This window comes from Methylobacterium gnaphalii, assembly GCF_007992215.1.
GTDB classification, from domain to species: domain Bacteria; phylum Pseudomonadota; class Alphaproteobacteria; order Rhizobiales; family Beijerinckiaceae; genus Methylobacterium; species Methylobacterium gnaphalii.
In genome coordinates this window covers 158,555-172,028 of record NZ_BJZV01000005.1, presented here as the reverse complement: position 1 = coordinate 172,028, position 13,474 = coordinate 158,555, and the positions used below count along the sequence as shown (strand labels likewise).

Here is a 13,474-nt window from a genome sequence, read left to right as displayed (position 1 = left end):
CGCGGGCGCGCACCGCGCGTCCGACGCACGTCTCGACATGCGGGATGCGGCCCTGGCCTATCACGGCCGGCCCGCCCTCGACGGCGTCAGCCTTTGTGTGATGGGCGGCGAGACGCTGGCGCTGCTCGGGCCGAACGGCGCTGGGAAGACCTCCCTGATGCGCCTGGCTGCCGGTCGCCTGCGGCCGGGTAGCGGGACCGTGCGGGTGATGGGCGGCGATCCCGCCCGCGACAGCGCCACCCGGCGGCATATCGGCTTCGTCCCGCAGGACATCGCGCTCTATCCACGGCTGACGGTCGCGGAGAATCTCGACGTGTTCGCTAGGCTCGCGGGCCTCGGCCGGGCGGCGCGACGCGCGGCGGTCGCCACGGTGCTCGACCAGGCTGCCATCGAGGATGTGGCGGACAGGCCCGTCGGCGCGCTCTCGGGCGGATACCAGCGCCGGGTGAACCTCGCCGCGAGCCTCGTCGGACGGCCCGGGCTCATCCTGCTCGACGAGCCGACCCAGGGCGTCGACCTCGCGGCCCGGGCCGCAATCCACGCCGTGCTCTCGGCGCTGCGGTCGCAGGGGGCCGCGATCGTGATCAGCACGCATGATTTCGGTGAGGCGGAGCGCCTCGCCGACCGGGTCGCGTTCCTGTCGGCCGGGCGGCTCGTGCGCGAAGGGCGCCTCGCCGACTTGCTCCGGCCGCTCGCCGCGAGTCTCGAATGCGAGGCCATGCTCGACGCTCCGCCAAAACCCCCGGCCGAGGCGGCTTTGCGCCGCACGGGCTTCACGCCGGGCGAGGCGAGCGATGCGACGTCCTGGCGGGCCGTCCGGGATGCCGCGGGCGGCGTCGACGGTGCCGCCGTCCTGTCGGCCCTGCGGGAGGCGAGCGTGCCCGTCGCCGAAATCCGCATCCGTCGTCCCGGTCTCGAAGCCGTCTACCGCGACATCATCCCGTCGGATGGGGCAATCCCATGATGGCTGCCGCATTCCGCACGATGTGGCTCTCGCTCCGGCGCGACCCGGCCGCGCTGGCGATGGCCTTCGTCCTGCCCACCGTGATGTTCGTGATCTTCGCCGCGATCTTTTCCGGCGCCATCGGCGATCGCATCCGGATCCATCTCGGGATCGCCGATCTCGCGAACACGCAGACCACCCGCCGGCTCGTGGATGCGATCTCGGCCGACCCGTCGCTACGCGTCGAGCAAATGCTCGCGACGACGGTACCCGGGGTCGTCGATGCCGTGCGCCGCGGCACGGTCGACGTGGCGCTGGTGCTCAGGAGCGATCTCGCCTTGGCGCCCAGTGGCGACAGCCCGGCACCCGTCGACCAGCCGGTGCTGCTGATCGAGAATCCGGCCCGCGCGCTGGCGACCCCGATCGCGCTGGGCCAGCTTCAACGCTCGCTCAACGAGGCGTTGCCCGACGTGGTGCTGTCCCGAATCATCGCCGACGTCGAGCGCACCGGCAAGATCGGAGCCGACGAGCGCAGATTCCTCGACGAAGCCTTCGCCGAGCAGCGGGCGAAGAAGGAGCCGTTCTCCTTCGCCGAGCTGGTCGAGCGCCGCTCGACCGCCTCCGCCGGCGGCAACGATCGCGTCGGCTACTATGCCGGCGCGATCACCGCCGTCTTCCTCCTGTTCGCCGCCATGCAGGGATCGCTCTCACTCGTCGAGGAGCGCATGTCAGGGCTTGCCGACCGCCTCGCATCGGGTCCGGGAGGCTTTGCCGTGATCGTCCTGGGCAAGTTCGCGTTCCTGCTGCTGCAGGGGATCGTGCAGGCAGGTCTGATCTTCCTCGCTGCCTCCGTTCTGTACGGCGTCGACGTTGCCCCGCGCTGGGCCGCATGGCTTGTGACGGCCGCACTGGTCTCGGCGATGGCAGCCGGCCTCGGGCTGGCCGCCTGCGCCGCGGTGGCGACACGCCACCAGGCGCAGCTCGCAGCGACGTTCGGTGTCCTGCTGCTCTCGGCGGTCGGCGGAAGCATGGTCCCCCGCTTCCTGATGCCACCCTGGCTGCAGCAGGCCGGCTGGTTCACCCCCAATGCCTGGGCGATTGAGGCCTTCCAGAGCGCGCTGGGCGACGACTGGCGGGCCGCGCTGCCGGCTTGGGCCGTTCTCGCCGCCGTGGCGGCCGCCGGTCTCGGCACGGCCCTGGCCCTGGTCTCGCGGCGTGTGGCGATGCGTGTCTGAGATGGGACCCGAGGCCCCAGGGTTATTTCGTGCCGCAGCCGATGCAGATGCCCTTCATGACCTTGTCGTCCCGCTTCATCGCGTCGCCGCGCGCCTCGCGGGATTCGGTCCGGTCGGGCGCGGCGGCCGCGCCCGGCGGCTTGGTCTGACCGACGGCCGTCGTATTCGGGGCCTTGATCGTGGAGGCAGGGCCGGTTCCTGTTCCGGTCTGAGCCGGTTCCTGCGCGAGGGCGGCACCGGTATGCAGGCCTGCAAGGGCCAGGGTGAGCGCCAGGATATGTCGGTTCGGCATCGGAGGCTCCTCGTTTCGGGTTTAACGTACGAGCGCCCTGCCATGTTTCCCGCCCTACACGGCGGCGCGACCGGGTATCGCGTTGACCCCGTTGCGAGAAAGCCTAGCTTGCCTCGCAGGAATGGCCGGCGAGGCGCCCGGCAGGAGATACATCGTCTATGAAGAGCGGTTCCTCGGTCGCCGTAATCGGCGGCGGGTTAGGTGGTCTGGCTGCGGCCTGCGTTGCGGCCGCGCGCGGACACCGGGTCACGCTCTACGACAAGAATGCCTGGCTCGGCGGCAAGGCGGCCGTGCTGCACGAGGGCGGGTTCCGCTTCGATATGGGGCCCACCATCCTCACCGTGCCGCGCGTGCTGGAGCGGATCTTTGCCGAGGCCGGCCGCAGCGTACACGACGCGCTGGACCTGCGCCGGCTCGATCCGCAATGGCGCTGTTTCTTCGAGGACGGCTCGCGCATCGACCTCGTCGAGAATGTCGAGGCCATGGCCGCGTCGATGGATCGCTTCGCCCCCGGCCAGGGTGTCGGCGACGGCTACAAGAAATTCTTGTCGATCTCCGAGAACCTGCACAGCGTCAGCGAAAGGTTCTTCTTCTGGAAGGCGGTGCAGGACCTCTTCGATACGATCGACATCCGCGCCAACATGAACCCGGCGACTCTGCGCGACGTACTCTCGCTGCGCATGCACTCCACCGTTGCCGGCACGATCCGCGGCAAGGTGAAGGATGCCCGGCTCGCGCAGATGCTCGACCATTTCGTGCAGTATGTCGGCTCCTCACCCTACGGCGCGCCGGCCGTGCTCTGCGCCATCGGACACATGCAGGTCTCCGAGGGCGTCTGGTATCCGATGGGCGGGACCCGCGCCGTGGCCAAGGGGCTCGCCAAGCTCGCCACCGATCTCGGCGCCGAGATGCGGCCGGCCGAAGAGGTGACCGGGCTCGACATCGCCGGCGGCGCGGTGCGCGGCGTGCGCACGGCGCGAGGCACCGTCGCCTATGACGCCGTGATCTCCAACATGGATTCCGTGCGCACCTATCGCGAACTCGTGGGTGGCGAGACCGGCAAGGCCTATGATGCCAAGACCTTCGAGCCGGCCTGCTCGGGCGTGGTGCTCTATCTCGGCCTGAACAAGCGCTACGGGCATCTCGGCCACCATGACTTCGTCTTCTCCCGCGATCCGGAGGAAGAATTCGATTTCATCTACCGCAAGGGCGAGCCGGCCCCCGACCCGACCGCCTATCTCGCCGCGCCCTCGATCACCGACCCGTCGGTGGCGCCCGAGGGCGGCGAGGCGCTCTACGTCCTGGTGCACACGCCGTATCTGCGGCCACACCACGACTGGCAAAAGATGTTCCCGGCCTATCGTCGGGTGATCCTGGACAAGCTCAAGCGAACCGGCGGCATGCCGGATATCGAGGAGCGCATCGTGGTCGAGCGCCACCTGACGCCGCAGGATATCCACGAGCGCTACAACGTGCTCAACGGCGCGATCTACGGCCTCGCCTCGCACGGGCGCGTGACGGGAGCCTTCAAGCCGGGCAACCGCTCGCGCGAAGTGAAGGGGCTGTACCTCGCCGGCGGGGCCGCCCATCCGGGTCCCGGCATGCCGATGGTGATGATGTCCGGCTGGATTGCCGCCGATACCCTCGACACGGATCTGAGGGCCGGTGCGCGGCCGGATCTGCGCGCGAGCGCGTGAGAGCGGCGTCCCACCCCGTCCCGGCGCGCTCCGAGCCGGTCTGGCGTTTCATGACGGCGTATTTCGCGCGCTTTCTGCGCCGGCACATGAACGGCTTGCATCTTGCCCGCTGGGGCGCGCCCCAGCGGCTGGATCATGCCGGGCCGCTGGTGATCTACTGCAACCACCCGTCCTGGTGGGATGCCGCGGTGCTCATCCTGCTGGGGGATCGGCTGTTTCCGGGCCGGGCGATGTTCGCGCCCTTCGATGCCCGGATGCTGGAGCGGTACGGGATCTTCCGCCGCCTCGGCGCCTTTCCGGTGGACCTGGACTCGCGGCGCGGAGCCGCGCAGTTCCTTGCCTCCGCGCGCGCGGTTCTCGCGACGCCCACGCACATGCTCTGGATCACGGCGCAGGGACGCTTCTCCGACGTGCGCAGCCGCCCGCTCGACCTGCGCCCCGGCATTGCCCATCTCGCCGAGATCGCGCCGGACGCCCTCTTCCTGCCGCTCGCCCTCGAATACGCGTTCTGGGATCAGCGCGGCGCGGAGGCTTGCTGCGCATTCGGCGCGCCGATCGCTGCCCGCGACCTGCTCTCGCAGCCCCGCACCGAGCGTCTCGCCCATCTCGAGACCGCTCTCACGGCGACGCTCGACCGCCTTTCCGCGGATGTCATGGCCCGTGAGGCCGCTCGGTTCGTGCCGGTGATCGAAGGTTCCCGTGGGGTCGGTGGGGTCTACGACCTCTGGCGGCGGGTCGCGACCCTGGCGCGGGGCCGCCGCTTCGATCCGGCCCACGGTTCCGGCAAGGTCGAACGGCTTCCGTGATGCTCGCCCTCGCCATCATGTCGCTCGCGCTGGCGCTGCTGCCGGCGGTGCTGGCCGTCGTGAACATCGCGAGCCTGCGGGCACCCGCGTCGCCCCCTACCGCGACGGGGCTCGTCTCGATCCTGATTCCGGCGCGGGACGAGGCGGCGATCATCGCCGACACCATCCGGGCGGCCCTGGCGAGCGAGGGTGTCGCGATCGAGGTGCTGGTAGGCGACGACCACTCTACGGATGGCACCGGCGCGATCGTGAGGAGGCTCGCCGAGGGCGATTCCCGCCTTCGCCTGGTTGCGGTACCGCCCCTGGCCGGGGGCTGGACCGGCAAGAATCACGCCTGTGCCGCCCTCGCCGCGGCGGCCCGGGGCGACCGCCTGCTGTTCATCGATGCCGACGTGACGCTGGCGCCGCATGCCGCCGCCGCGCTCTCGGCCCATGCCGAGCGCAGCGGTGCCGCGCTGGTCAGTGGTGTTCCGCGCCAGGTGATGCGCAGCCTCGGCGAACTGCTCACCGTTCCCGCCATCAATTTCCTGCTGCTCGGCTTTCTGCCGATCCCGCTGATGCGGCGGAGCGCCGACCTCTCCCTCGCTGCGGCCTGCGGCCAGCTCGTGATGGTCTCGGCCGAGGCCTACCGCGCGACGGGCGGCCACGGCGCGGTGCGCGCCTCGCTGCATGACGGCGTGACCCTGCCCCGGATGCTCAGGGCCTCCGGCTTCCGGACCGATCTCGTCGCCGGAACCGCCTTGGCCGGCTGCCGCATGTATGCTGGCTTCGCTCAGGCATGGGCGGGGTTCTCCAAGAACGCCCACGAGGGCATGGCGACGCCGCGCGCCCTGCCCGTCTGGACGATCCTGCTCTTCGGCGGCCACGTCCTGCCCTGGCTGCTGCTTGCGGTGGCGCTGGTGGCCGGGCTGCCCTCCCCCGTCGTGCTGACGGCGCTCGCCGCCGGCCTCGTCTCCCTCGCAGCGCGAGCCGCGATCACCTGGGCCTGTGGCGAACCGCTCGCGACGATCCCCCTGCACCCGCTCACGATCGCGACGGCACTGGCGATCCAGTGGTCGGCCCTGATCCGCGCGGCGCGGGGCCTGGCCCCGGTGGCCTGGAAGGGCCGAAGCTATCCCGCCGAGCCCGGTTGAGGCGGGGCGCCCTCGCCGCCCGTCTCGGCCAGGATCCAGGCCGCCGTCTCCGGGTCTGCCCCGGTGACGGGAAGGTGCAGGATGATCGGCGTTTCGTAGGGGTGACGCGCCTTCAATGCGGCGCCTAGCGCCTCGGCGAGGCCCTCGCGGGTCTTCAGGATGGCCACCACCTCCTGGCCACGCTCGATCGCGCCCTTCCAGGCATAGACCGACTCGATGCCCGGCAGAACGTTCACGCAGGCCGCGAGGTGTTCGCGCACGAGCACTTCGCCGATGGCTAGCGCGGTCTGCGTATCCGGCAACGTGGTGTAGACGAGGAGCGGGCGCTCCATGCTATGCCTCTCAAAGAAGATGCGTCCGGCTGCGAGTGAGACCTCGTGCCATCCCGGCGTCAACACGGCTCGAAGGCGGATTGTCGGATTCGATGGCGATGCGTTTCCACCGGATCGCCTTCGTCGCGAGCCCCACTCCCGACGCCCGCGAGGCAGCCGAGGCGCTGATGCGCCGCTACGACCACGTGACGCCTGAGGAGGCTGACGTCGTCGTGGCGCTCGGCGGTGACGGCCTGATGCTGCAGGTGCTCCACCGCTTCATGGACGGCTCCAAGCCGATCTACGGCATGAACCGCGGCACTGTCGGCTTCCTCATGAACGAGTTTCGCGAGGACGCGCTGCTCGAGCGGCTGGAGAACGCACAGCGCAGCGTGATCCACCCGCTCTCCATGGTCGTCACCGACACGGAGGGCCGCACCCACGAGGCTCCGGCGATCAACGAAGTCTACATGCTGCGCCAGACCCACCAGACGGCGAAGCTACGGATCTCGATCGACGGCAAGGTACGGCTGCCTGAACTCATCGCCGACGGGGTCCTGGTGGCGACGCCCGCCGGCTCCACCGCCTACAATTTCTCGGTGGGTGGCCCGATCCTGCCGCTGAACGCGCAGCTTCTCGCCCTGACGCCGATCTCCTCGTTCCGGCCGCGGCGCTGGAACGGCGCGCTGCTGCCGAACCATGCGCGCATCCACGTCGAGGTGCTGGAGGCCGCCCACAGGCCGGTGGCGGCGGTGGCGGACCACACCGAGTTCCGTCGGGTCCGCACCGTCGAGGCCTGGCTCGATCACGCCACCGACCTCGTGCTGCTGCACGATCCCGGCCACAGCCTCGACGAGCGGATTCTTCGCGAACAGTTCGGATGATCCCGAGGGATCAGGCGGCCAGGCGCAGGTGGCTGGGCCGATAGCTCGCCAGGATGCTCTCGGAGATCAGGCTCTCGACGAGCGCCGGACCATCCTGCGCCGCGGGCTCGCGCGAAGGGGCCGCCAGCAGCATTGGTGCCTCGGCCGTCGGCTCGGAGGCGGGCGCGAGTTCGACGGCGGGTGCCGCGCCGCTGTCCGGCACGGGCTCGCGGCTGGCCATGAAGCTCGCCATCAGCGCGTCCGAGAGGCCGTCGAGGACGGCACCCGCCGTCTCGGCCTGGCGGCGCTCCTGCTCGGCGCGGTAGCTCGCGATGATCGCATCCGGCAGTCCGTCGAGGACGCGGGAGAGTCGGTCTGAGATCGCGTCGGGCGTGGGGATCGCAACGGCCTCCGGCAGGAACCCGGAAAGGTGGCGCTCGTCGGCCTCGACGCGCCGGATGGCGTCGCGCTCAGCCTCGTCGGCCAGGGCGCGGGCATGCACGCGCGCCTCCTCGCGGGCGGCCTCGGCCTCGAAGCGGGCGAGCAGCGCCATCAGGCTGCGGCTCTCGGCGAAGGGCATGTCGTCGCAGGCCGTGAGCGCCCGCTCGATCATGCGCCGTGCCAGCCGGGGGCCCTCGATCTCGGCGTCGCCCGTCGCGGCCTCGCGCCAGGCCGAGAGCGCGGCCTGGATCGCGGGCAGCAGGAGAGGCGGCAGCCCGGCGCGACGGTGAAGGGCGGCAAAGCCCGCGCCGCGCGGCTCGAACATCAGCCCGGCGACCCGCGCCCGGCTCAGGCCTGAGAGATCGGCGAGCGCGGTCTCGGCGAAGGGCATGCGCAGGGTCAGGATGGCGCGCAGGATCAGCCCCGCATTGAGCTGCCCCTGCGCCCGCAGATGGGAGACCAGCCGCGCCAATCCGGCTTCGCCGGCCTCGTCGCTCAAGGACAAGGCGGCGCAGTCGCGCGCCTCGCGATGGACGCGCTCGCCGCGCTCGCGGCTGAGCCAGCCGCTGGCGAGACCGAAGGCGGACAGGGCCTCGGCGACCCGCGCGGCGATGGCGTGGCGCACCTCGATGCCGATGCCGGGACGAGCCAGGAGCGCCTCGCGCAGACGCGCGTCGTCGCCGTGACGCTCGACGATGCGCAGCAGCGCGGCGACGCCGATCTTGGCGTAGCCGTTGCGGACGAGAACGGTGAGCGAGGGGGCGCCCCCCACCTCGGCGAGCGCCGCCGCCACCGGCATCGAGATGTCGGCGCGGCCGGCGATGGCGGAGCGGGTGGTCTCGCAGCCGATCGCGGCGCAATCGACGAGATCGGCATCCATCAGCACCGGTGACCGGGCGAGGACGAGGCAGGCGATCTCGGGCTGGTCGGAGGCGAGTGCCACGATGAGCGGGCGCGGCGCGGCATCCGAGGCGGCGCAGGCCTCGGCGAGCGCCCGGCGCACCAGCGTCGAGCCATCGTCGAGGAGCGCGAGCAGGGCGGTCTTGGCCTCCCAGGCCGCCTCGGGTGCGAGGTTGCCGTGGCAATAGGCCCGGCCGAGCGCGGCGGCAGCCTCGGCGCGGCGTTCGGAGGAGGCGGTCTGGGTCGAGAGGAGGAACTGGCGGAGGGTCATTGGCCGTTCCGAAGTCCGAGGGTGGAGAGGAAGTCGAGGAAGCCGCCGGAGCCGGCCTTGGCGGGCTCTGCAGCAGCGGGCGTGACGGTCGCGGGAGGCTCTTCGGCCGGCGCGGTTGGGGTCGCCGCGACCTTGGCGGAGGCCGGGAGCGCGCGCTGCTGCAGCTGCAGCGCCGAGGGGCGGCGCGGCGGCAGCGGGACGATGATGGCATTCGCCGCCGTTGCGGAGGTATCGACGGCCCCGATGGCGCCCGTGGTCTCGGGCTCGGAAGCCGTCATGGTCGGTTCCGCGTCGGAACGTGGGAAATAGGTTGGCGCGCTGCGGGCCGTCTCGGTGCCCGTGCTGCGGTTCTGCCAGAGCTTGGCCACGCCCGCCGAGATCGCGCCCTGGCGCCGGTCGGTTTGGAACAGGCTGCGCAGGCCGTCGTCGAGGGAGGCGTAGGCAGTCGCGGCCTCCGGCACGTTCGCCGTGCCGGCGACGGCGCTCTGGCCGCCGGCGGTGCTGGTGGACAACATCGCGTAGAGCTCGGCCGAGCCGCGGGCCCGGCCCGCCTTGTCGTAGAACAGGCTCCGGTTGGAGGCTGCCGCCTCCGGCAGGTCGCTCGCCGCGGGCCGCGCTGGGCTGACCTGGGCGGAGTTGATCAGCGTCGCGGCGCCCTTCGCGCCGAGCACATGCGCGGCGTAGAGGTCGCCGCTCGTCGGCTCGCGGCCGAGGGCCGTTCCGAGGGCGTCGCGATTGCGCTGGGTCAGCGCACCGGCCATGGCCGAGGCGACGCGCGGATCGCGGCGCAGGTCGAGAATCTGCTGCTTCGTCGCCGCGTCGGCGACGCTGTAGGTGCCGTCGGACCGCGCCGTGATCGCGTCGGCGTAGGAGGACAGGCCGAGCCGGGCGCCCGCCGTCTTCATCGTGCCGAGCCAGGTCTGGTCGATGAATTGAAATAATCCGCTCGCCGAGGAGGTCGCGGCCTTGGCCGTTGGATCGAGCCCCGATTCCCGCTTGGCTGTCGCGAGAAGGTATTCGAAACCGACGCCGCTGGACTCGGCGCCGCTGCGGATCGCATCGACCACCGATCCGTTTGCCGGACCTGCCGTGCCCGTGATCGTGCGGCCGCCGCCGACGGTCGAGCCGGTGTCGCGGGTGCCGACGGGGGCGTTGGTGAACAGGAACATGGATGACGTGGCCGCGCGGCCTAACCCATCGCCGCATCACGGACTTTCGTGTCGGTATGGTAAAGGAAGCTTGAAAGACCGTGGCCGGCCGGCGTCCCGGTTCGACGCGCAATGGGTCCGGGGAGCGACGTGCGGGCCTATCTGATCACGAGTGGAGGCGAGCCGGATCCGACCTGCGCCGATGCGTGGGTCGTCGATGCACGGAGTGCCCCCTCGTCATCGCGAGCTGGAGGTGAAGCCATCCGGGGCCAGGGCGCCGACATTGCGGCCCTCAATGGCTTCGCCTCGCTCGCAATGACGAGGGGGATATCTGGCAAGCGTACGGTCCCGCTGCTGATCCGCATTGAGGGGATCGACGCGATCGATCGCGACGAACTGGCGGAGGTCCGCCCCGACGCGATCATGCTGTCGTCGGCTCATGGGCGCGACATCGCCCATCTCGGGGCACAGCTCGCCGTGCACGAGGCCGAGCACGGCCTGCCCGATGGCGGCATCGGCATCATCGCTCTCGTGGTCAGCGCCGCCGGTGTCCTTGCAACGGCGAGTTTTGCCGGAGCGAGCCCAAGGCTCCGCGGCATCGGCTGGGATGCAGCGCTCGCGAGCGAGCTTGGGGCAGAGCCCCTCACGGACGAGGGAGATTGGAGCCCGGTCCTAGCCCAGGCACGCGCCATGGCGCGCCTCGCGGCCTCGGCAGCAGGCGTCGCGGCGATCGAGGCGGCCTATCCCGGCAAGGATCCTCGAAAGGTGATTGGCGCGGCGCGCCGCGATGGTTTTGCGGCGATGTTCGCCCGTGACGCGCGTCAGGCCCAAGCGATCCGGGGCGAATCGTGAGCCCTATGCGTCGACGATCTCATAGGCGTCGGGGCTTTGCATGAGCGTCGCCACGAAGGCGTAGGTGAGCTTGTGGGTCGGCCGGTGCGCGACGATCCGGCCGATGATGGGGCGTCCGGCGAGCATCAGGTCGCCGAGCAGGTCGAGGGCATTGTGGCGCACCCGCTCGTCCGGGAAGCGCGCGCCGCCGATCACCCAGGGTCCGATCTGGATCGCGGCACGTCCGGGCCGGACGCCGCGCAGCACCGGCTCACCGGCCGGATGCGCCATGCCGGCGCGAATCTCGTCGGTGAGGGTCGATGGCAGATCCGGCCGCGGCGTGTTTGCCGACGGCCCTCTGGCAGCATCGGCCGGGCTGCGCGGCCCGATCGGCTGCAGCAGCGGCGCCAGGACACGGTTCGCCACCGGCCCAAAACTCCAGAGCCGGCTGACCTGGCCCGAGGAGCGGCTGGCCGCCAGCTCCGTCATGAAGGCTTGCCCAGTCGGGCAACCGCGCCAGGCCTGCACGCCGCCCGCATAGTAGGATTCGCAGGTGACATCGAGCTCCAGCGCCGTCGACGGCTCGGCCCGGACGAAGCGCTGGCCCATCGCCAGTTGGATCGACCGGGTGATGCGGATGACGCGGCGCGGCGCGGCCTGCATGGCGAGGCCTGCCCCGGCGATTCCTGCGCACCAGGCTTGGGCGCTGCCGTCGAAGATCGGCATCTCGCGACCCTCGACCCTCACCAGTGCATTGTCGATGCCGAAGGCCGAGAGGCTTGCCGCCAGGTGCTCGATGGTGCGCAAGGCTGTGCCGTCGGGCAGCCTCAGTGCCGTGTTCAGCCGGCTCGGGGCACGGGTCTCGTACGACAGGGCGACCGCGCCGGCGCCGGCGACGTCGAAACGGATGCCGTGTCCCGGCGGCGCCGGGGCGACGGTAACACGGGCGAAATGGTTGGTGTGCAGGCCGCACCCGGAGACCGAGAACGGCGCCGCAACGGTCGCCTCGAAACGCTGATCGACGGGCACGCCGCGCCCCCGTATGTGCTCACACCCGTCTTTAAGCCAACCGCACGGTTTGTCGCCGATGAAAACCGCCGGCCGCTTCGTGAGTTGACGGTCAGGCCGAACCGGCCGACCCCGTCGTCAGAGACATTGCTGGAGCAAGAAGCCCCTGTCCTCACCGAACCCCTCGCGCCGTCACGCCGATCTCGGCTCCGATTTCTTCGATGTCGTCGAAGCCGCGCGGTTTCCGAAAGCCATCCTGCGCTACCGCAACCAGCCCTGGGCGCAGCGCGTCGGGCTCGACGGTCTCTCGGGGGCCGAGTGGATCGCGCACTTCGGGCGGTTCGCGACGCTGCCCGGCAGCTTCGAGAAGCCGTTGGCGCTGCGCTACCACGGCCATCAATTCCGCTCCTACAACCCCGAGCTCGGTGACGGGCGCGGCTTCCTGTTCGCGCAACTGCACGACCTCGCCGACGGGCGGCTCCTCGATCTCGGCACCAAGGGCAGCGGCCAGACGCCGTGGTCGCGCGCCGGAGACGGACGGCTGACCCTGAAAGGTGGCATGCGCGAGGTGCTGGCGACCGCGATGCTGGAGGCCCTCGGTGTCTATACCTCGAAATCGTTCAGCCTGATCGAGACCGGCGAGGCGCTGGAGCGTGGCGACGAACCCTCGCCGACGCGTTCCTCGGTGCTGGTGCGCCTGAGCCATTCCCACATCCGTATCGGCACCTTCCAGCGCTTCCTGGCACTCGGAGAGACCCACAACATCGAGCGGCTCCTCGATTACGCGGTGGCCGCCTATTACCCGGAGATCCGTGAGGACGCGCTCGCCGACCGCGCCATCGCGTTCTTCGACAAGGTCGTTGCGCGGGTGGCGCGGATGGGCGCGCAATGGATGGCGGCCGGCTTCGTCCACGGCGTGCTCAACACCGACAACATCAACATCACCGGCGAGAGCTTCGATTACGGCCCCTGGCGTTTCGCCCCAACGCATGATGCCGGCTTCACCGCCGCCTATTTCGACGAGTACGGGCTCTACAGCTTCGGCCGGCAGCCAGAGGCTCTGTTCTGGAACCTCAGCCGGCTCGCCGAGTGCCTGATCCCGCTCACGGAGCAGACTCGCCTAGAGGCGAGCTTGAAGGGCTTCGGGCCAGCCCTGCAGGATGGCTTCGCGGACGTGATCCTCGCTCGGCTTGGACTGGCCCGACCGAGCGACGAGACGGCTTTGCACCGCCTGGTCTCAGCCTTCTGGAGCTTCCTGGCCAAGAGCCAGATGCCCTTCGAGCAGGCCTTCTTCGACTGGCGGGGCGGTCTCGCCAGCGAGATGCGGGCGGCGGCGAGCCCAGCGGCGTCATTCTACGCGAGTGACGATTTCAGGCCGGTCCACGCCGCCCTGCAGGACCTGGAGCCGGCGGCCGATGCCCGGCTCGACCATCCCTATTTCGCAGGCGCACCCTGCACCATGCTGATCGACGAGGTTGAGGCGATCTGGAAACCCATCGCCGAGCACGATGACTGGTCGGTCTTCGCGGCGAAGCTCGCGGCTATCGACATCATGGCCGAGGCCTATGGGACGCGTCCTCAACCTGCATAGGATC

Annotated in this window: 13 protein-coding genes; 8 read left to right on the top strand and 5 right to left on the bottom strand. The window is 70.6% G+C overall.

Going from position 1 to position 13,474, the window contains the following annotated elements; translation table 11 throughout:
• Positions 1-37 precede the first annotated feature (37 nt).
• A complete protein-coding gene (locus tag MGN01_RS06525; protein ID WP_147045842.1) occupies positions 38-964 on the top strand; it encodes an ABC transporter ATP-binding protein in 927 nt (308 codons plus the stop codon).
• Positions 961-2,178, top strand: coding sequence for an ABC transporter permease (locus MGN01_RS06520; protein ID WP_147045780.1), 1,218 nt, complete (start codon positions 961-963; stop codon positions 2,176-2,178). The genes MGN01_RS06525 and MGN01_RS06520 overlap by 4 nt, the downstream gene beginning before the upstream one ends.
• A 22-nt stretch (positions 2,179-2,200) precedes the next feature.
• Here MGN01_RS06520 and MGN01_RS06515 read toward each other — a convergent pair whose 3' ends face one another.
• Positions 2,201-2,470: a hypothetical protein gene (locus tag MGN01_RS06515; RefSeq protein ID WP_147045779.1), complete on the bottom strand. Its 270-nt coding sequence runs from the start codon at positions 2,468-2,470 to the stop codon at positions 2,201-2,203.
• Between the two features lie 158 nt (positions 2,471-2,628).
• Between MGN01_RS06515 and MGN01_RS06510 the strand changes: the two genes are divergently transcribed.
• Genes MGN01_RS06510 through MGN01_RS06500 form a run of 3 tightly spaced genes read left to right on the top strand, consistent with a single transcriptional unit; the run spans position 2,629 to position 6,106 of the window.
• Positions 2,629-4,167, top strand: a complete 1,539-nt coding sequence (locus tag MGN01_RS06510; RefSeq protein ID WP_147045778.1) for a phytoene desaturase family protein — start codon at positions 2,629-2,631, stop codon at positions 4,165-4,167.
• Positions 4,168-4,217: 50 nt separating this feature from the next.
• Positions 4,218-4,973 carry a lysophospholipid acyltransferase family protein gene (locus tag MGN01_RS06505; RefSeq protein ID WP_147045841.1) on the top strand — a complete coding sequence of 252 codons (756 nt, stop codon included), beginning with the start codon at positions 4,218-4,220 and terminating at the stop codon, positions 4,971-4,973.
• The gene (locus tag MGN01_RS06500; protein ID WP_147045840.1) at positions 4,973-6,106 is read left to right on the top strand and encodes a glycosyltransferase family 2 protein; all 1,134 of its coding nucleotides are present in this window, start codon (positions 4,973-4,975) and stop codon (positions 6,104-6,106) included. The genes MGN01_RS06505 and MGN01_RS06500 overlap by 1 nt, the downstream gene beginning before the upstream one ends.
• Here the strand turns inward: MGN01_RS06500 and cutA are convergent.
• A complete protein-coding gene (gene cutA / locus MGN01_RS06495; protein WP_147045777.1) occupies positions 6,085-6,438 on the bottom strand; it encodes a divalent-cation tolerance protein CutA in 354 nt (117 codons plus the stop codon). The two genes, MGN01_RS06500 and cutA, sit on opposite strands and share 22 nt — an antisense overlap.
• Before the next feature lie 35 nt (positions 6,439-6,473).
• Here cutA and MGN01_RS06490 point away from each other — a divergent pair, with 35 nt between their 5' ends.
• Positions 6,474-7,301 carry an NAD kinase gene (locus MGN01_RS06490; protein WP_280178537.1) on the top strand — a complete coding sequence of 276 codons (828 nt, stop codon included), beginning with the start codon at positions 6,474-6,476 and terminating at the stop codon, positions 7,299-7,301.
• A gap of 10 nt (positions 7,302-7,311) precedes the next feature.
• Here the strand turns inward: MGN01_RS06490 and MGN01_RS06485 are convergent, their stop codons facing one another.
• Together MGN01_RS06485 and MGN01_RS06480 are read right to left on the bottom strand one after the other, a co-directional pair.
• Complete coding sequence (locus MGN01_RS06485; protein ID WP_147045775.1) at positions 7,312-8,892, bottom strand: DUF2336 domain-containing protein; 1,581 nt, start codon at positions 8,890-8,892, stop codon at positions 7,312-7,314.
• A complete protein-coding gene (locus MGN01_RS06480; protein WP_174804561.1) occupies positions 8,889-10,061 on the bottom strand; it encodes a lytic transglycosylase domain-containing protein in 1,173 nt (390 codons plus the stop codon). Before MGN01_RS06480 ends, MGN01_RS06485 begins: the two co-directional genes overlap by 4 nt.
• A 111-nt stretch (positions 10,062-10,172) precedes the next feature.
• Here MGN01_RS06480 and MGN01_RS06475 point away from each other — a divergent pair, with 111 nt between their 5' ends.
• Positions 10,173-10,892: an aldolase/citrate lyase/malate synthase family protein gene (locus MGN01_RS06475; RefSeq protein ID WP_147045774.1), complete on the top strand. Its 720-nt coding sequence runs from the start codon at positions 10,173-10,175 to the stop codon at positions 10,890-10,892.
• A gap of 3 nt (positions 10,893-10,895) precedes the next feature.
• Here the strand turns inward: MGN01_RS06475 and MGN01_RS06470 are convergent, their stop codons facing one another.
• Entirely contained in the window at positions 10,896-11,900 is a 1,005-nt protein-coding gene (locus MGN01_RS06470) for a UDP-3-O-acyl-N-acetylglucosamine deacetylase (protein WP_147045773.1), read from the bottom strand.
• Between the two features lie 145 nt (positions 11,901-12,045).
• Here MGN01_RS06470 and MGN01_RS06465 point away from each other — a divergent pair, with 145 nt between their 5' ends.
• Entirely contained in the window at positions 12,046-13,470 is a 1,425-nt protein-coding gene (locus tag MGN01_RS06465) for a protein adenylyltransferase SelO (RefSeq protein ID WP_147045772.1), read from the top strand.
• Positions 13,471-13,474 lie beyond the last annotated feature (4 nt).